Source organism: Leptospira inadai serovar Lyme str. 10 (assembly GCF_000243675.2).
Lineage (GTDB): Bacteria > Spirochaetota > Leptospiria > Leptospirales > Leptospiraceae > Leptospira_B > Leptospira_B inadai.
Map to the genome: position 1 here is coordinate 396,952 of NZ_AHMM02000025.1, position 17,436 is coordinate 414,387.

The window sequence follows — 17,436 nt, forward strand, 5'->3', positions numbered from 1 at the left end:
TTGATTAAACGAAAAACCGGAAATGTAAGGAAAGCAAGGGAATATTCTTTCTAGGACCGAACGTTATGAAATTAATCTAAGGAGTCGAATTCCAAAATGGATAAGCCTAAAAGCTATTGTTCGTATATCCGTTCTCTAGGACCGAATGAGGCGATGGAACACGAGATCTATCATGACTCAGAGTACGGGTTTCCGCTGGAAACCGACGACGAACTTTTCGGTCGTCTAATCCTCGAAATAAATCAAGCCGGATTGTCATGGACCACGATTTTAAAGAAGAAGGAAAATTTTTACGAGGCGTATCATAAATTTTCCGTGGAAAAGGTATCCAAATATAAGCAAAAAGACGTCGATCGATTGCTTTCGAATCCCGGAATCATTAGAAACAAGCTTAAAATAGAGGCCGCTATACATAATGCAAATGTAATTCGATCCATTCAAAAGCAGTTCGGAAGTTTTTCTTCCTGGTTAGATTCTCACCATCCTAAGTCGCGAGAGGAGTGGACTAAGCTATTTAAGAAAACTTTTAAATTCACAGGAGGGGAAATCGTAAATGAATTTCTTTTGAGCACCGGTTATCTTTCCGGAGCCCATGATCCGGATTGCCCGACGGCGAAAAAGATTTTCAAACTTAAACCCGCTTGGACTAGAGCTAAACGATCGAACATGAAATCATAATGAATCGACCACCTTTCGCAAAGATCAAGTCAGTAAAAGAATTCGAAGAGCATTATTGGTATCGGGAGGAGCTTCGTAGAATATGCGCCGATTTGGGTATTCCCGTCTTTGGAACTAAAGTCGAGTTGGAAGAAAGGCTTAAAGCCTACATTAAATCGGGCGATATCGAACAAATTCGATCGCAAGGAAAACCGAAGATTTCGGCTTCGAAGCGAAGGCAGATAGATCCCCCGAAAAAAATCACCCTCAATTCTAAAATACTTTCGGACGGAATAAGGTTTGATGCCGCATTTCGGGAGTTTTGTCGCGTCTACTACGATGGCAAAAAATTCTCCTTCACGAAAGCGATGGCCGAAGCCGTGCGCGATGCGGAAAAAAGCGGAAATGAAAGTTTGACCGTTGCCGACCTACTGAAAGTTTATGAAAACCCTCCTTCATCCCCTCGCCCCGAAGATACGGTTCTACGATGGAATCGGTTCGTAAAAGACTTTCATGCAGATCCTAAAACGCATGCATTTAAGAAAAAGCTGAACATCGCCGCTTTCCTTTGGGGAAAAGTAAGAGACCGCCCGGGAAGCAAACGATATAATTCCGATCTTTTATCGGAATTTTTCACGGAAATTTCCAAAATAGAAAGATCTAAAAAGTAATCGGTCGCATGCTCCTTTTTCGCTCGCGAAACCGAGCGATTCGCTATATAATCAAAGGCTCGAACCGAATAACGGATTTATGCGCGCTATAGTTGGTATTTTAGTATTACTCTTATTTCTTTCAGGACTTCCTTTATACGTCAAAAGCAATGATGAGAAAGAAGCCTGCTTAAACTGGGAAAAAAAGTTTCCGAATGTGGATTCTAAACTTTCGCTGGAGGTAAGTAGTTTTCACCTCCTCCTTTTACCGCCTGCAGTCGCCGTCATGCAGAGTCGCAGACCTGGAGAAGTCGTCGCAAAAACCTTAGGTTCCTATAGGATCGCGAATCGTGAAATTTTAGTCGAATTTGATTTTCAAACCGATGACCCGGATGAGTGCGCCACTAATTGTAAAGACCAAAGCTATCGGGCAAACTTCGACTCGATTGAGGAAGACCCTTATAAATCCTGTCTCGTGTCCTGTCGTAAGAACACCGAGTTTCGTTACGGAAAAGACAAGTTCAGAGTACCGCTTGTATTTAGAATTTTTAAGGACGAATCTTCTACGATTCGAATTGACGGCTTAAGTTATCGCGACCCGCATCCGATCGCGGGAAAGATGGCGTATATATTTCCGCATTATTTTGCCGGAGATCCGATAGGATGCGCTCCGTCTGGAATTTCTTGGGACTAAATCGTTATATATTCAAAAGAGAACGAGGATTTTCAGTTCGGGGAAATTTTCGGAAATTCCGAACTTAACTCAATATCATGCAAATCTAATTGAGATTTTAATTGTGCGATTTTTCTATATTCTTCTCCTTTTTCCGGATCGATAAGAATTATTTCCAGTAGCTCCTTCTTACCTTTTGCATCCAAATTACCGGAAAGATAAGATGCGAGTAAATCCTCGAAACTTTCTATCTTTCCGGTAATTTTATTCGTCATATCGATTCGATCCCTTTTTCCTCGAGAAAGCTCCTCAAAATTCTGAATGCACTTAACAATCTGCGACTAACAGTTCTTTCAGAAATTTTTAATGCTTCTGCGGTTTCTCTAAGAGTCTTTTTTTCTAATTCTTTTAATAATATTATACTCTTTTCCGGTTCGGGAAGACGAGAAATTCCTTCTTTCAAAAAGGAATTTAAATTTTTTTTCTCAATTCCTGATGGATCCTTATCATTTCCGGCGGAAAGCTCAGGAAAATTATCTATATTGATAGATACGTTGTTCGATTCTTTCTTAGAGCGATTGAAAAGTTTAAAGTAGAGATTCTTGCCGATGGTGCAGGACCAAGAGGAAAAGCTACCTCTTGAAGGATCGAATCTATACATGACCTCGTAAGCCTTGAGGAAGGTTTCTTGCGTTAGATCTTCTGCTATTTCGGGATTACCTGAAAGCTTCAGAAGGAAATGGTAAACGGTATTCCTTGAAGATTCATAATATTTCGAAAATTCCTGTTGAGAAAGGCCTTCCATTTTTCTCTAAATACGGCAAAATCCAAGATTCTGGCTAACTTTTACAAGAATCATAGTGGACGGAAGCATAAATTGACTCGATTTTTCTCAGCTTACAAATGTCTGAGAAGAAAATTTAGATTTGGAGAAACTTCGCCGCTTATATCTTTCTTTTTATATCCCTTTTGGGCTAAGTCAAATGACTCCGCCGAAAGAAATCCCCTGTTCATGAATAAAAAGAGGAATTTGAAATAGTATGCAAATTGCGGAAAGGAAATTTGTTATTAACTCTGAATGGATAAAACTCTTTTTCATCAGGACAGAATCGTCTCGAATCCTTCCATTTGCGGCGGAAAGCCTATAATAAAAGGAACTTCGATACGTGTTTTAGAAGTACTGGATATGGTTTTTCTTGGATTCGGTCTGCAGGAAATCTTAGGTGAATATCCGCAACTCTTCGAAGAGGATGTTAGAGCCTGTCTACAATACGCGTCGAAAAGGTTACATTCTCCTCTTTTAGAAAAAGCTCTTAGTCAAGGTTGGGTCGGTAATCGGGAGCAACCCTATCAAATATGTAATGAGTAATTTTTTATTTTCTCTCACCAAGAATCGGACCGCCGATCTTTTGCATCATTCGTTCTTTTGTAAGAATTAAATCTTCACGATTATCAGCCGCCATTTCCGCCGGACCATCTAAATAAATTGCACCCTTGGGACAGGCCTCTTCGCATAAGCCGCAAAAAATACAACGGAGAAGATCGATTTCGAATTTCTTTGCAAATTTATCTTCCGGATGTAGATGTTGGATCTCGGGAGTAACTAGCCCGGCTTCGATATGAATCGCATCCGCAGGGCAAATCCACATGCAGCAAAAACAACTAGTGCATCTCTCTCTCCCTTGCTCGTCACGTTTCATAGTATGCATGCCGCGAAAGCGCGTGGAATATTTTCTTCTTTTTTCCGGAAACTCGAGAGTCACCGCGCCTTTAAGAAAAGCCGCTTTGATAAAATGTTTTAAAGTGATCCACAAACCTTTTCCGATGGAATACGAATAAAGTTTTTGATACCAAGCCAATTTATGCTTCGCTGCTACGTTTACGACATTAACGGTCCCCAATTGCAGCCTCCTTTTGCCCTGAACGCAATTCGACAACACGAGCGACTAACTCGGAAAAAAATTCTCCGGAAGAAAGCAATCCCTTAGGAGGTTCCATCGACTTATTAAAGGTTTGGCTCCAGCCTTTCTTATTCGTAAAACTACCGGTCTGCTCGGCGAATGTCTTGATCGGAATTCCAAAATTCGCGTGCGAAATTCCCTCGCTTAGATTCGTTTCTAAAACGATCAGCGTTTTCGGTTTTACTCGACCCAATACATCCGAAACATTTTCCTTGATCAAGAAGACGACATCGTATTCCCCCTTTGAGATCGAAGAAAGCAGGGATTCAAGGCCGGATGCCGAAATAAAATCCGCATCGACGGCTCCCTTCGTATTAGGATGAGCATCCGTCGTGTATTGAAAGTCGATTTGCTCAGGATCCTTATATTGAGCGGCGGAGACCCGAGCTTCCGTCGCAATCGGTATCCCGACTTTTTCCAAAGATTTCTTGATCGATTGAAGGTTCTGATCGGATTCGTGAGCTCCACCCAGGATTGCAACTCCACTTGCTTGAGAAACTTTCAGCGCGATCGTATCCAACACTTGGGCACTAGTACTCGGATTTCCATCCATATAGTAGGCGAATAGGCGGTTATGATTCAGCCAATCGACGTCAAAGCGTCCTTTATCGCAGAGGAAATATTGATCCTTTTCCTCGTCGATTCGAGGCATATAACGATACATTTTATTATCGCGTACGTTCGAATATGTCTTGCAACCGGTACTGCACCCGGGGCAGATCGATTCTTCCGATTTATACCACCATACTCTGGATTTAAAAAGCGTCTTATTGTTTAGTAAAGCTCCCACGGGACAAATATCGGCGAGGGCTCCCTGGTAATTATGGGCAATCGGCTCTTCCTTAGCTAAACCGATAATCGAATGATAACCTCTTTCGAATAACCCGAGATTCGATTCGCCCACCAATTCTTCTTCAAATCGAACACATCGATAACATACGATGCAACGATTATGATTAATAATTAGGTTCGTGCCTATTTCTTCCTGGGGAATATTACGTTTTTCGAGAGTAAATCTTGAATTTCCTTTTCCTTCTTTGAAGGAATTATCCTGCAGTTGACACTCGCCCGCTTTATCGCAAACGGGACAATCAAGAGGATGGTTTGCGAGTAAGAATTCCATCGTTCCTTCTCTCGCTTCCTTAACTCTAGGACTGTTGGTGACGATAGAAAGACCTTCCGTGACTTTCGTATTGCATGCCACTTGAAGTCGAGGAATACCTTCGATCTCTATGAGACACATCCTGCACATACCGACTACGGATAGTTTCGGATGAAAGCAGAAAAAAGGAATATCTACACCGACATCTTTTGCTGCCGAGATCAAATTCTTCTTTTCGTCGACCTCGTATTCGATCCCGTCTATCTTTATCTTGACCACTCGGACCTCCGTTTCTCCGGCCCTGCCAGGCGCAATGTCTCAATGGAATCGTACTATTCTCGATTGGCAACCCGTTTCTTTCCGGGTAAATATTTCACTTTAGCTAGAATTTCAATTCGTTATAGTAAGAAGGAACTTTTGCCCACTTTTTGAACCATTGCGGATTCATTGCCCTTTGGTACAGATAGGCATCCACAAGAACCAAGTTTACGGCCGCTTCCACGATGGGAACGGCCCTCGGTAGGACGCAAGGATCATGACGGCCCTTCGCCTCTAAGACCGTCTCCTTTCCGGCAAGGTTCACCGTATTTTGCTTTTTAAATATGGTAGAAGTCGGCTTAAACGCGGCTCGTATCACCAATGCTTCTCCATTGGAAATACCACCCTGCAAACCACCCGAATTATTCGTACGAGTGCGGACCCTTCCGGTGTCTTCCTCGACATAAAATTCGTCGTTATGTTTGCTTCCCGTTAATCGAGTTCCGGAAAAACCGGAACCGACCTCAAAGCCTTTGCAAGCCGGAATGGACAAAATCGCTTTAGCTATATCCCCATCCAATTTATCGTAAACGGGGTCGCCTAACCCTGGCGGTAAATTATAGGATGCACAGCGGATAACCCCGCCCACACTATCCCCTTCTTCTTTCATTTTCAGAATCAGAGATCTCATTTTTTCCGCCGCAGCGATATCAGGGCATCGAACCTCGTTACCGTCTACGATTTCTCTCGTTTTCGGATATTGACTTTCGGCAAGTTGAGATTCTATAGATCCGATCGTGTCTACCCATGCGACGGTTCTAACGTCGAGATCATCTTCTAGTATCAGCCTCGCTATCGCTCCTGCTGCAACCCTGGCGATCGTTTCACGGACGGAAGAACGACCTCCGCCTACATGTGCACGAAAACCGTATTTTGCCTGATACGTATAATCGGCATGAGAGGGTCGAAAGGTCTCGCGTAGATTTTCGTAATCCTTGGAAATCGTATTTTGGTTATTAACGATTAATGCAATCGGACTTCCGATCGTCTTTCCTTCGAAAACCCCCGACACAACGCGAACGGTATCCGACTCATCCCTAGGCGTCGTTAAATTACTTTGGCCCGGTCGCCGACGATTCAGGTCTTTTTGGATCTCTTCCAATCGAATAGGAATCCCGGCGGGAACTCCCTCGACGACGACTCCGACAGATTCACCGTGCGATTCCCCGAAAGTGCTAATACGAAATACTTTACCCCAGCTTGAAGGCATACAAGTACCAGAAAACAAGAAGCCCGCAGCGGAAGAAAGTCCGTTTCCTTTAATTATGAGGATAAAAGAGGTTCGCCTTAAGCGACAGATTTCGGAGCGGGCTGCCGGTAGTTCCTATCGATAAGATCAAACAAAGGAGAATCCAATTCCGGAGCTATCACATAGACGACTCGTCTCGGATCCACTGCGTTTCCTAAATTAAAAATTGCCTTGCGACGATCAGGACTGAACGATTTCCTATCATACCCTGCTATGCGAATTTTTCCTTTATTCGTTAGGATCGGTCGAATCGATCCGATTCGTTCCAAAAGAGGACGAGTTTGATTCCGATTTATTTCCTTAATAACGCAGGTCTCGAAATGGATTTTGCGTTGGGAATCCGAAGAAACTACGATAACGTAATCGCCGGGATTTAAAACGCTACGATTCTCGCACAAACTCAATGCCATAAAATCGAAAAAATCTTTTACTACTTTTTCGTTATAGGAAAAGAAGCTGTTATTCAGAATGATTTTCATCGACGTGATCGAGTCGTATGCCTCTCGCCAATCCTGTTTCGAACTTAAAGAGGCGAATTCTCCTGAGATTGATATTATTGACGGATCATCTTCGCTATACGTATTCGATTGCAGGTATTGGATCTGTTTTTGCAGGTCCTCCACCAATACCGCACGAGTCGGATCGTCCTTATATTTTTCATAATACCCGAGAAGCTTTTGAAGCAGTAAGGCAGTCTGAGGATAATTATTATTCAAACCCTCTCCTTTGTACGGCCTATGGCTATTTAGTACGGCCGATTTAACCTGCGGCTGAATCGTACTTAAATTAGCGATCATCAAATAACTGATGATCGGATGGTTTTTCACATACTCGAATTCTTCCTGACTTAGATCTTTATGGACGGGAAATTTCATCCTAGATTTACCGATATCGACCATGTAGGATGCCATCATCAGATTGATTTGTTGATTCTTTGAAATTTCCGAATCTTTGCTCGAAAGAGCTTTTAGGCCTCGAAGTTTCATAGCCATGGAAATGACGGTACGCTTAGTAAGAACTTCCGAATCCGTCTCAACTCCGGCACTTTTCATGACTTCGATGACGTTTAATAACCCCATTTCCATATCGGAACTAGACGTAAAGTCTTCGAGAATTTCGTTGATCGCTTTTGAAACTTTTCGGACATGATTACCGTTCAACGGGTAATCGCGAAGCTCTTTCAATAAAGACGATGCGTCCGTCGCCAATTGGACCGTAAGACCAGGGTTAACTAATTTTATGAACGATACTTTTCGGCCATGGACGGAATCCGGAAGGTCGAATTTTATGGTTACTTTATCTCGCTCCGATATAAGAAAATAGATCCCTTGGGCCTCGAATTTCTGAAGACGATTGATGTCCGCTTCGGATGCGTTGTTCTTTCTATGAATAAGAATCTGCCCGTTCTTATTGTAAAAATCGACCGGGATCGCCTCTTCCTCTTTAAAGCGACGAATAACGTCTTCATTAAATTCGAAACGTTCCAATCGAGTTGGATCGCCTGTGTTTGAAAAATTCGAGGGTTGATTCATTCTTCTCCCGCTTATCACCTTAGGACTATATTGACGGCAATCGGAAAAGCGACCTGAGTATATCAAGACCCGCTAATATCACTAGGAAATAAGAAGGGTATCGCTTAGAGCAAGAATAAATTTCCGATTAAGCGAAATGGGCTTTAAGAAATGGGAGCTTTAGCGGTTTCGTCGGTATCGGTCGTGGCCGACTTAGGAGATAAGAAATCGCGGGCTTTCTTATCCAAGAAATCGAAAAACTCTTCGTCGATTTCCGGATCCACCAGATAAATGATCCGTCTTGGGTCCGCGTTGCGTTCTAGATTAAAGATCGCCTTACGTCTGTCTAAATTCAGGCTCGCTTTCTCGAAGCCAGAAATCCTGATCTTTCCGTTATTTGCAAAAGTCGGTTTTATAGTTCCGATTCGCTCCAACATAGGACGGATAGAATTTTTAAAAGACTCTCTAATGACGCAAACTTCAAAGAAAACTTTTCGATTCGAATCTTGGGATGCAACTATGACGTAATCGCCCGTTTTCAGAAACGGTTGGTTTTCGCTGAGCGAAAGCCCCACATGATCGTAGAAGTCTTTTAGAGTTTTTTCGTTGTACGCAAAGAAACTATTGTTTAAGATCAATTTTAAGGCCTTAACCGCATCCATCGGATTTCTCCAAGGCTGAGCAGTGGTTAACGAGGCAAATTCCCCGGCGATCGAAAGCGTACCGATATCGTCGTAGCTAAGCGCATTCGTCAAAATTATCTTAACTTGTTTTTGAATATCGCTGACTAGCAGATTCTTTCTATAGTCATCCTTATATTTTTCCCGATACCCTTGGAGTTTTTGTACGAGTAGTTTCGTCTGCGGATAATTATTATTCAACCCTTCACCCTTGTGAGGACGGTGATGATTCAAAACGATCGTTTTCACCGAATCCTCCACCTCGGGAATATTCGCTATCATCAAATAACTGATAATAGGATGGTTTTTAATGTATTCCAGCTCCTCCGCTTTTAAGTTTGCATGGGTAGGAATTTTCATCTGAGTGTAACCGATGTCTGCAAGATAGGACGCCATCATTAAATTCATTTGCTCGGCTTTCTTGATATCCATATCGGCCTTTGTAAAAGCTTTAGCGGTCCTGACTTTCATCGCCATCGCTATCACGGTTCTTTTAGTAAGAACCTCCGAATCCACCGGTGCACCTACGTTGGACATGACCTCAAGGATGTTTACGAGACCGGTTTCCATATTAGGAGAAGATTTAAAATCTTCTAATATGGAATCGATGGATTTTCCGACGTCTTTTACGTGTGAGCCGGATAACGGATACTTTTTAATCTCTTGCAGAAGGTCGGAAGCGCCCTTCGTCAAATTAACGGTGAGTTCCGGATCGATTAACTTGTCAAAGGAAGGGTCTAAAGAGGAATTTCTTCTGCCGGAGCCGGGACGTATTTTGGCGATTTCCGCGGCTAAAAAATAGATGCCTTGTTTTTCGAATTTTTGAAGGCGATTGATATCGTCTCCCGAAGCCATATCCTTTCTGTGGATCAGGATTTGTCCGTTCTTGTTATAAAAGTCTACCGGGATAATCCTATTTTCGCGGAAATGCTGGATTACCTCTTCGGTAAAATCGAATTTCTGTAGATCCTTGGACGCGTCCATCTTCCGGGCAAAAAACTCCTATTTACTAGTATCGGTTTTTAGTTCGTCAAAATACGCTTCAAGACTCTTCCAAAAGGCGCAGATCGGTCAGAAATTAAAAAAAACTAAATTCCGGAAAATGGAGGAAATGATCGCAAACTCCCACTTGAAAATACCGCTTAGTTATAGTATCTGAGACGGGCTATCTTTCGTCTATCAAACTTGGTTTAAACTACTTTGGAGAATATATCTTCGAACCCGCTCTTCAACGGAGGACCCAGCAAAACCTGTCTCCGTACGCGAGTCGGTTAATAAGAAGGTATCCAAGGCTTTATTGGTCGTCCCGTCCGTACGAACCTCGCCCGATAAAATATTGATTCCCAGATCCTTCAAAACACCGGTTACAAAATAAAGGAGGCCCTTTCTATCCGGTGCTTCCAAATAAAATTTCGTGGCGGAACTGTCCGGCAAATCTTCGAATTCGAGTTGAGAGTCTTTACTAAGATAGAATGTGTTCCGAATATCGATTTCGCTTGAAGTTTGGATCATTTCTTCCAATACTTTCTCGTCGGAGAAAACTGAAGACATAAGAATACCCAGCTTTGAAGCTTTAATTCGCGAATCCGTCTCATCGGAACGCAAAAGAAATTCATCGTAGCTAATGAGGGATTCGCCTTCCTTTACGGTCCGAATATCGCCGGAAAGGATCTCAAATCCCATAAAGAACATGGCCTTAACCATTTTATGAAGAGTACCTGGTGCCGTTTCCGAAGTCTTTAAGGTGACCCGATAAACCCCGTATTCTTCTTTATAATTGAATTCGATCATAATTCCGCGTTCAGCACAAAATACTATTTCGGGAACAAAAAGACACCCAAAAACTAATGTACTATCCTACGCTTCAATCAAGTCTAAAAATATATAACCCCTTTTTTCCGGATTCTGTCTCTTAAATTTTTTTCCATAATGAGACAGAAGAGTGAGGAAAATCTTTCACCTTCCGCTTTCCGTCCTGGCCAGTATCAGAATAATAGGAAATTACAGGACTGCGTTAGGCAATCAAGTTCCTACCACCCTTCCGAACGGGGCAATTAGGGGACAAATTTATGACAAATAAACAGAAATTCAAAGACGGCTTCCGTTTGGGAAAAAATCCCGCTACGTTCCCGAACAATCCAACCAATGCACCAAAAGCTCCGCCTGGAAGTCAGGCGGCTAGGGGATCATATTCCTCATCTCTCGGACCCAATTTAGTCTCGGGAGATCTGTCTCAGGATTCTCCTTTGTTGATTTTACGGGGATTGGCCCGCTTCTTCCGAAAATACAAACTTAGATTGGTTGTAGTACTCGGACTTTTATTGGTGGAAATTTTGGTTTATTCCACGATTCCTTTTTCCTTTAAGTTTCTAATCGACGAAGCTATTATTGGAAAGAACCAAACCGTACTTTATATTACCGGAATTTTATTAGTCGGCGGAACGATTTTAATTACCGCCGTCGGAACCGTTCGAGATTATTTATACAACTGGGTTTCTGCGAGAGCGATTCGCGATATGCGGGAAGAATTATTTCTGCATTTGCAAAGAGTCAGTTTGGATTTCTACGGGAATGCAAGAATGGGAGACATCCTCTCCAGATTTTCTTCCGATCTATCTGCGCTTGAGAATGCGGTTTTAGCAGCGATCCCCTGGGGAATATCTCCGATTCTTGAGGCAATTTTCGGAACGGCTTTATTATTCGCTCTAGATTGGAGACTCGGTGCGATAGCAACGTTAACGTGGCCCGTAACGTTTCTTGGGCCGATCTTTTTCTCGAAGCGTTCCACTCAAGCCAGCTATGATCGCAAGGGAGAAGAAGCTAAAGTTTTAAATGCGGTAGAAGAATCGGTATCCGCCCAAAACCTGATCCGAGTTTATGATTTGGATAAGCTCTTCTGGGAGCGATTCCGTGGAAACTGCGATCGGCTATTTAACGTTTCTTTAAGATTGGGACTTACCAATTCGTATTTAGAACGTTCCGCCTCGGGTGGAATTTTAATGCTACAAGCGGTTCTATTGATTTCGGGCGCATGGTTTGCATTTCACGGATTGGTAAGCGTCGGATCGTTGGCCGCTTTCCTACCCCCGTTTTTAAATTTGAGTTATTCTCTTCTATATGTCTCACAATATTTTCCCACATTGAATCAGGCAAGCGGGTCAGCTAAGCGAATACTGGAAATTCTGCGGACTCCAGTCTTTGAGCAAGACCTCAATCGTTCCGTTTCTCCTTCCGAATTTAGAAACATGATTCGCTTAGAAGACGTTCATTTTCGATATAAGGGCAGAAATAAGAATTTAAACGGGGTCGATCTTGAAATCCCGAAAGGAAGTTATACGATCATTCTAGGGCCGAGCGGTTCCGGAAAAAGCACCATCTTTAAAATGCTTTTGGGAATTATCGAACCAAACCAAGGTAATGTCACTTTGGACGGCTTGGATATGGATAAAATCCATAGGCCTGCCTTACATTCGTTGATAGGAATCGTATTCCAAGATACGTTCTTGTTTCATACCAGTATTTTAGAGAATATCCGGATGGGTTGCCCGAACGCCAGTGCGGAAGAAGCGATAGAAGCGGCCAAACTCGCAGAAATCCATGAATTTATTTCCTCCTTGCCGGACGGATACGAGACCGTCGTAGGCGATAAGGGAACCAGACTTTCCGGTGGCGAAAAACAGAGGATCGCTTTGGCCCGCGCCATGGTTCGAAATCCGCAAATCCTATTGTTAGACGAAGCCACGTCGGCATTAGACCCGGTTACGGAAGCTAGGATTCTGAAAACCCTGCAAAAATTACGGGAAGGAAGGACTATCGTTTCAGTAACCCACAGATTGACCGGCTTGCACGCAGCAGATCAAGTGCTCGTTATGAAAAACGGAATCCTAGAACCCTACCATTCCTCCGAAGGGGAGGCAGCTCCTATTCCGGCTATCGGACTTTGATAGATTTTATTCCGATAAACAACAACGAGATTGATTTTAAAGGAACCGAATTTTTCTTATTCTTACTATGCTGAAAGTACCTACGTATGTAGCCGACTCTCCTATCGGTGGGTTAGGCCTCTTTGCCGGTCGCGACATCGAACCGGGAGAATTAATTTGGGAATACCATCCTAAGACCGTCTGGATATTAACTCAGACGGAAGTAGAATCGCTTCCTGAGCGCTTACGCGAGTTAATTCATACTTATTCCTATCTTTACGAAGGAAAGTGGTTTTTCTGCGTTGATAACTCGCGTTTTATGAATCACAGCGACGATTCCAATACTCTGGAAGACAAAACCGGCATATCGGAAGGGGCTAGTAATCCGATGGGAAAAGACCGGGCCGTTCGTAAAATAAAAGCGGGCGAAGAGCTAACTTGCAATTACAAGCAGTTCGATCAAAATTGGAACGAAAAACTTCCGACTTAATAATCGATTTTTAAATCTTTAATTTTTTTATCTAAGGTGTTTCGGTTGATACCAAGAAATTTTGCCACTCTAGTCTTGGTGTATTTGAATTTTTTCATCGCGTATTTGATCAACCTCGCTTCGACTTCCCCGACGACTACTTCCATTGCTCGTCCGTCCAAGGCATCTAGATGGGCCGGAGAAAAACGGGAACTTGCGACTTCCATAGAAGTGTCCGGATCGCCCACGTCGATGGACTCGCCTTCGTCGCCGTAAAGAATCCTTCCGTTGATTTCGGAAAAATCCTGAATATCCAGCATTTCGGACTGAGAAAGAACCACCGCTCTTTCGATAACGTTTTCCAATTCCCGAACGTTACCCGGCCAACTGTAGCTCATCAATAGTTTATGAGCTTCTCTCGTGATACCTTTTATCTTCTTAGTATTCTCTATGGTGTATTTCGTAATGAAGTGATTGATTAATAACGGAATATCTTCGGGACGATCGCGTAATGGAGGTGTGACCATGTTCACAACATTCAAACGATAAAACAAATCCGCCCGGAATAATTTTTGACTGATCAATTCCTCTAGATTCGCGTTTGTAGCCGCGATAATACGAACATCTATTTTTTTAGGTTTAACGGAACCGACCGCTTCGATTTCCTTTTCCTGCAAAACGCGAAGCAGTTTGGATTGAAGATTCAAATCCATTTCTCCGATTTCATCCAAGAAAATCGTACCGGTATCCGCCATTTCAAATTTTCCTTTCTTGTCGGCTACGGCGCCGGTAAAGGATCCTTTCTTATGACCGAAAAGCTCCGATTCCAGCAGGTTTTCAGGAATCGCCGCACAATTTATCTTAATGAAAGGTTTATCCGCGCGAGAGGAATTGTAATGAATCGCGGAAGCTATCATCTCCTTTCCGGTACCGGATTCTCCGGTTATTAAAACGGAAGCGCGAGAATCCGAAACCAGCTGAATCATCTCGAATAATTTTTCCATCGGTTTGGATTTTCCGATAAGCGAACCGAATTTATATTTATTCTTCAGCTCGCGTTTGAGTAAAACGTTCTCCCTCGAAATCTCTCTCTTCTCTTCATCGATCAGTTTTTGAATTCGAATCGCCTGATATATGATCGAGGCGACGACTTGAAGAAAATCTAAGTATGTCTTTAAATCCACATATTTCTTATGAACAAAGAAAACGCTGACTACTCCGAGCACATCGGTATCCGATTTTATCGGAGCCGCCAAAAAACTTACGTTTTCCGGGTTGTTTTTGAAATGGGTCACATTCCCCATTCGGTTTAAAAAATTATCATCGTTAACGATCGATTCGATGATCAGCGCCTCACCCGATTCATATACTTTTCCGGTGACTCCTTCGCCGGGAAGATAGACCCCTTTTTCCATTTCATCCGCGGTAAGTCCGTAAGCACCGGTGAGTTTTAAAATATTCTTCTCGGGGTCGAATAGAACGATCGAACCTCTCTCCAAATTGAGAGACTTATCCAGGCGCTCCATAATATCATCGAATATTTCCTGCAAAATGAGCGTGGAAGTTACCGTTCTAGAAATATCGATCAGAACCTGCTGGATTTTATTTTTCTGTTCAAGTTGCCTAAACGTTTGCAAGTTTTTGAATATCTGAGCGGCCATATTGGCCAAAGTAGACACGAGTTCTAGATGCTCTTCCGAGAAGGCTTGCTTGCGGCTTGAATCCAAAGAGATAACGCCGATGACTTCGTCTTCGACGATCATCGGTACTGCCAGTTCCGAAAGGATATCATCCTTAATAGAAATATAATGCGGGTTTTGCGTGACGTCGTTGACGATCATTCCTTCCCCGGAAGCCGCTACAATGCCTGTAATCCCTTCCCCGACTCTAAGCTTTACTTTTGTGCGGACCGAGGGATTCATTCCTCGAAACGTAACGATATCGAGAACTTCATCTTGTCGATTAATAAGCATTAAGGAGCCGGAACCGACTTCACAAATCTGGATGCATCGCTCCAAAATTAAATCCAGAAGACGATCGGGGTCCAAGGTCGAATTCATGGCCGTCGCCACTTCTTGAATATGGCGGAGAGGACTTGGTTTTACGTAGCCTGACATCTGCTTAAAAAAGGTGCGAATTGATGATTTTCAAGTCAAGTAAAAAATCTTAAAAACCAAGCAAGAGGCTACAAAATAGTTCAACTCGCCGGGCCTTTTCCGTTTTTTACCTGGGTTACTTGAAGTTTAAGCGCTTATTTTTTGAGAATCGTTTACGAAAACGATTTCCTTATGAAAGAAATTTCGTATCGTACCGCAAATGTCCTGCGTGTTTTGCGGCGAAGAACGAATTCCCGATGGGATTTTCCAAACCGGTAAGTTCTTTTGCAGATCCTGCACTCGAGAATGGATCCTCGAGAAGAGAAAGAATACTCGCGCCCGCCCTCCAGATGGACCTAGTCTTACCAACGAGGTTCTTTTAGAATTTTTATCCTTATTCAATACGAGTCCCAGCCTGGACGACCTTCTCCAGAACTTTACAAACCTTGCATTTAGAAAACTGGGTTTACCCGGAATTTCAGTAATGGTCTATGAGCCTCGACTAGATAGGATTCTAGTAAAGTCCTGCAAAAACAGACAGGGGCCCTCTTTGGAAAGATTGGCCTTTCGAATGGAAATTAGAAAAGGCGAGGATAGCGGACCCTTGAGTCAGTGCGTGGAAACATGCCAATCCGTATATTATAAATTCGCGGAGCAAAAACATAAACAAATCAAGCAGTACGGTCGCTTAAATCGAGTGGTGTCCGCGCTATGCGTACCGATTCATCTAAAAAAAGAGGTTTTAGGCCTTATTAACGTCGATTATGAGAAAGACGATCCTTACCAAGTGGAAAGAGATAAATATTTTTTAGAACTGATTGCAAGCCAATTCGCCACCACTTTAAAGAACAGAATTCTTTTCGAAGTTTCGCAGACCCAATCCAGAAACTTCCGCAATTTACATTCCGCCGCGCTAAAATTAAGCAGCTTAGGATTCAAATACAGAACCGAAATTTTTAGGGTCATCCTTTTATCTTTAACGGAGTTTTCCGATAGCGAGATATATGGAATTCTCGAAAAACATTCCTCGAATGAGGATAAGAATTTGGTCAAAGGCCATTTTCTGACGGGCAGCCCGACTGCTCCGGAGTTAAAATTAAACAGAGAGCTCAAAGGAGATTGGGAAATTCTTTCCAAAAATAGGGATGAAGACGGCGTTTTGCTTTTGGATACTTCGGAGTTACCCGATTGGAAGCGACTCGGCTTCGGAAAGAAAAATTTGGCCCTTTTACCCGTTTTAAATTCGGAGAATTCGAACATATGGATTCTATTGGCAAAAGATCCGGCTCTTCACTGGAGTCCCGAAGAAGTCGAAGTACTAAATGCGTTTGCGATTCAATCGGGAATTTCGATCCAAAACTTCAATTTGTTCCATCAGCGGGCCGAGAAAGAGAGAATGGATCGAGAAATCGAGATCGCAAAGGAATTGCAAAGATCTCTTCTTCCGAGAAAAATTCCGGATCAAAAGGGCTATGAATTCGGAGGTCTGATGATTCCTGCCGCCGGGGTGGGCGGAGACTATTATGATTTTATAACGGACCCTGCCGATAACGAGACTTACATTTGCATCGGAGACGTAAGCGGTAAGGGGGTTCCGGCAGGAATCGTTATGGCAACGGTGCGAACGGTGATACATTCTTTGGTTCGGAGAAACCCGAGTACTTGGGAAATTATCGGGACCGTAAACACTTACTTATACCAAAATTACTTTAAAGATTCGTTATTTCCTAGGTTCATGTCCCTTACTATGATTCATTGGAATCGTAACGGGAATCGATTTTTATTCAGTGGCGGCGGTCAAGGGAGCATTTTTGTCTACAGGGACGTTTCGGGCGTGCTGGAAGAAATCTCTACCGGCGGTATCGTTCTCGGAATCGATTCGAACGTAACGGAGTTTGAAAATCAGGGCGAATTCTACCTCGGTAAAGGAGATTTTTTCCTAATGGGAACGGACGGAATTTGGGAAGCCCTGAATCCGCAAGGCGAAAGATACGAAATGGAACGGTTGAAAGATTGCATTCTGAGAAACCGCAACGAATCGTTGCCGCTTCTATTGGACAAGATTCTAATCGATATAAAACACTTTACCGGAGAGAGGGAGCAAGCGGACGATATCACTTTAGTCGGTCTCAGACGATTAATGTGAA

Annotated in this window: 16 protein-coding genes; 7 read left to right on the top strand and 9 right to left on the bottom strand. The window is 43.0% G+C overall.

Translation table 11 applies throughout. The features are described 5' to 3' along the window. The first annotated feature begins 96 nt into the window (after positions 1–96). From LEP1GSC047_RS17580 to LEP1GSC047_RS17590, 3 genes are all read left to right on the top strand, one after another. Positions 97–678 (top strand): DNA-3-methyladenine glycosylase I, encoded by a 582-nt coding sequence (locus LEP1GSC047_RS17580; protein WP_010416774.1) that lies wholly within the window; start codon positions 97–99, stop codon positions 676–678. Beyond that, the gene (locus LEP1GSC047_RS17585) at positions 678–1,328 is read left to right on the top strand and encodes an SAP domain-containing protein (protein ID WP_010416770.1); all 651 of its coding nucleotides are present in this window, start codon (positions 678–680) and stop codon (positions 1,326–1,328) included. The genes LEP1GSC047_RS17580 and LEP1GSC047_RS17585 overlap by 1 nt, the downstream gene beginning before the upstream one ends. Positions 1,329–1,407: 79 nt before the next feature. Next, positions 1,408–2,001, top strand: coding sequence for a hypothetical protein (locus LEP1GSC047_RS17590; RefSeq protein WP_010416767.1), 594 nt, complete (start codon positions 1,408–1,410; stop codon positions 1,999–2,001). Between the two features lie 32 nt (positions 2,002–2,033). Here the strand turns inward: LEP1GSC047_RS17590 and LEP1GSC047_RS17595 are convergent, their stop codons facing one another. Together LEP1GSC047_RS17595 and LEP1GSC047_RS17600 are read right to left on the bottom strand one after the other, a co-directional pair. Further along, the gene (locus LEP1GSC047_RS17595; RefSeq protein WP_010416764.1) at positions 2,034–2,255 is read right to left on the bottom strand and encodes a hypothetical protein; all 222 of its coding nucleotides are present in this window, start codon (positions 2,253–2,255) and stop codon (positions 2,034–2,036) included. Next, a complete protein-coding gene (locus tag LEP1GSC047_RS17600) occupies positions 2,252–2,785 on the bottom strand; it encodes an RNA polymerase sigma factor (RefSeq protein WP_020989141.1) in 534 nt (177 codons plus the stop codon). Before LEP1GSC047_RS17600 ends, LEP1GSC047_RS17595 begins: the two co-directional genes overlap by 4 nt. A gap of 273 nt (positions 2,786–3,058) precedes the next feature. Between LEP1GSC047_RS17600 and LEP1GSC047_RS17605 the strand changes: the two genes are divergently transcribed. After that, entirely contained in the window at positions 3,059–3,349 is a 291-nt protein-coding gene (locus tag LEP1GSC047_RS17605) for a DUF433 domain-containing protein (RefSeq protein ID WP_010416761.1), read from the top strand. A 4-nt stretch (positions 3,350–3,353) separates the two neighbouring features. Here LEP1GSC047_RS17605 and LEP1GSC047_RS17610 read toward each other — a convergent pair whose 3' ends face one another. The 6 genes from LEP1GSC047_RS17610 to LEP1GSC047_RS17640 form a co-directional block, all read right to left on the bottom strand. Continuing rightward, positions 3,354–3,881: a NuoI/complex I 23 kDa subunit family protein gene (locus tag LEP1GSC047_RS17610; protein WP_010416760.1), complete on the bottom strand. Its 528-nt coding sequence runs from the start codon at positions 3,879–3,881 to the stop codon at positions 3,354–3,356. Next, entirely contained in the window at positions 3,868–5,322 is a 1,455-nt protein-coding gene (locus LEP1GSC047_RS17615) for an NADH-quinone oxidoreductase subunit G (protein WP_010416759.1), read from the bottom strand. The genes LEP1GSC047_RS17610 and LEP1GSC047_RS17615 overlap by 14 nt, the downstream gene beginning before the upstream one ends. A gap of 103 nt (positions 5,323–5,425) precedes the next feature. Continuing rightward, complete coding sequence (aroC, locus tag LEP1GSC047_RS17620; RefSeq protein WP_010416758.1) at positions 5,426–6,571, bottom strand: chorismate synthase; 1,146 nt, start codon at positions 6,569–6,571, stop codon at positions 5,426–5,428. Positions 6,572–6,648: 77 nt separating this feature from the next. Beyond that, positions 6,649–8,142 carry an HD-GYP domain-containing protein gene (locus LEP1GSC047_RS17625; RefSeq protein WP_010416756.1) on the bottom strand — a complete coding sequence of 498 codons (1,494 nt, stop codon included), beginning with the start codon at positions 8,140–8,142 and terminating at the stop codon, positions 6,649–6,651. Between the two features lie 143 nt (positions 8,143–8,285). Then, complete coding sequence (locus LEP1GSC047_RS17630) at positions 8,286–9,785, bottom strand: HD-GYP domain-containing protein (protein ID WP_010416754.1); 1,500 nt, start codon at positions 9,783–9,785, stop codon at positions 8,286–8,288. Between the two features lie 195 nt (positions 9,786–9,980). Then, a complete protein-coding gene (locus tag LEP1GSC047_RS17640; RefSeq protein WP_010416752.1) occupies positions 9,981–10,592 on the bottom strand; it encodes an ACT domain-containing protein in 612 nt (203 codons plus the stop codon). 278 nt (positions 10,593–10,870) lie between these two features. Between LEP1GSC047_RS17640 and LEP1GSC047_RS17645 the strand changes: the two genes are divergently transcribed. Next, on the top strand, positions 10,871–12,745 hold the full coding sequence (locus tag LEP1GSC047_RS17645) for an ABC transporter ATP-binding protein (protein WP_010416750.1): 1,875 nt from the start codon (positions 10,871–10,873) through the stop codon (positions 12,743–12,745). 67 nt (positions 12,746–12,812) lie between these two features. Continuing rightward, positions 12,813–13,214: an SET domain-containing protein gene (locus tag LEP1GSC047_RS17650; RefSeq protein ID WP_010416749.1), complete on the top strand. Its 402-nt coding sequence runs from the start codon at positions 12,813–12,815 to the stop codon at positions 13,212–13,214. Here LEP1GSC047_RS17650 and LEP1GSC047_RS17655 read toward each other — a convergent pair. Then, positions 13,211–15,253, bottom strand: coding sequence for a sigma-54-dependent Fis family transcriptional regulator (locus tag LEP1GSC047_RS17655; protein WP_010416748.1), 2,043 nt, complete (start codon positions 15,251–15,253; stop codon positions 13,211–13,213). The genes LEP1GSC047_RS17650 and LEP1GSC047_RS17655 overlap by 4 nt on opposite strands. Before the next feature lie 256 nt (positions 15,254–15,509). Between LEP1GSC047_RS17655 and LEP1GSC047_RS17660 the strand changes: the two genes are divergently transcribed. After that, positions 15,510–17,435, top strand: a complete 1,926-nt coding sequence (locus LEP1GSC047_RS17660) for a SpoIIE family protein phosphatase (protein ID WP_010416747.1) — start codon at positions 15,510–15,512, stop codon at positions 17,433–17,435. Position 17,436: the final 1 nt, after the last annotated feature.

Excerpts from the sequence above, each read along its gene's own strand:
- LEP1GSC047_RS17655 (WP_010416748.1), bottom strand. The coding sequence starts at position 15,253 with ATGAATTCGACCTTGGACCCCGATCGTCTTCTGGATTTAATTTTGGAG.
- LEP1GSC047_RS17660 (WP_010416747.1), top strand. The coding sequence starts at position 15,510 with ATGTCCTGCGTGTTTTGCGGCGAAGAACGAATTCCCGATGGGATTTTC.
- LEP1GSC047_RS17625 (WP_010416756.1), bottom strand. The coding sequence starts at position 8,142 with ATGAATCAACCCTCGAATTTTTCAAACACAGGCGATCCAACTCGATTG.
- LEP1GSC047_RS17650 (WP_010416749.1), top strand. The coding sequence starts at position 12,813 with ATGCTGAAAGTACCTACGTATGTAGCCGACTCTCCTATCGGTGGGTTA.
- LEP1GSC047_RS17640 (WP_010416752.1), bottom strand. The coding sequence starts at position 10,592 with ATGATCGAATTCAATTATAAAGAAGAATACGGGGTTTATCGGGTCACC.
- LEP1GSC047_RS17585 (WP_010416770.1), top strand. The coding sequence starts at position 678 with ATGAATCGACCACCTTTCGCAAAGATCAAGTCAGTAAAAGAATTCGAA.
- LEP1GSC047_RS17595 (WP_010416764.1), bottom strand. The coding sequence starts at position 2,255 with ATGACGAATAAAATTACCGGAAAGATAGAAAGTTTCGAGGATTTACTC.
- LEP1GSC047_RS17600 (WP_020989141.1), bottom strand. The coding sequence starts at position 2,785 with ATGGAAGGCCTTTCTCAACAGGAATTTTCGAAATATTATGAATCTTCA.
- LEP1GSC047_RS17590 (WP_010416767.1), top strand. The coding sequence starts at position 1,408 with ATGCGCGCTATAGTTGGTATTTTAGTATTACTCTTATTTCTTTCAGGA.
- LEP1GSC047_RS17580 (WP_010416774.1), top strand. The coding sequence starts at position 97 with ATGGATAAGCCTAAAAGCTATTGTTCGTATATCCGTTCTCTAGGACCG.
- LEP1GSC047_RS17605 (WP_010416761.1), top strand. The coding sequence starts at position 3,059 with ATGGATAAAACTCTTTTTCATCAGGACAGAATCGTCTCGAATCCTTCC.
- aroC (WP_010416758.1), bottom strand. The coding sequence starts at position 6,571 with ATGCCTTCAAGCTGGGGTAAAGTATTTCGTATTAGCACTTTCGGGGAA.
- LEP1GSC047_RS17645 (WP_010416750.1), top strand. The coding sequence starts at position 10,871 with ATGACAAATAAACAGAAATTCAAAGACGGCTTCCGTTTGGGAAAAAAT.
- LEP1GSC047_RS17630 (WP_010416754.1), bottom strand. The coding sequence starts at position 9,785 with ATGGACGCGTCCAAGGATCTACAGAAATTCGATTTTACCGAAGAGGTA.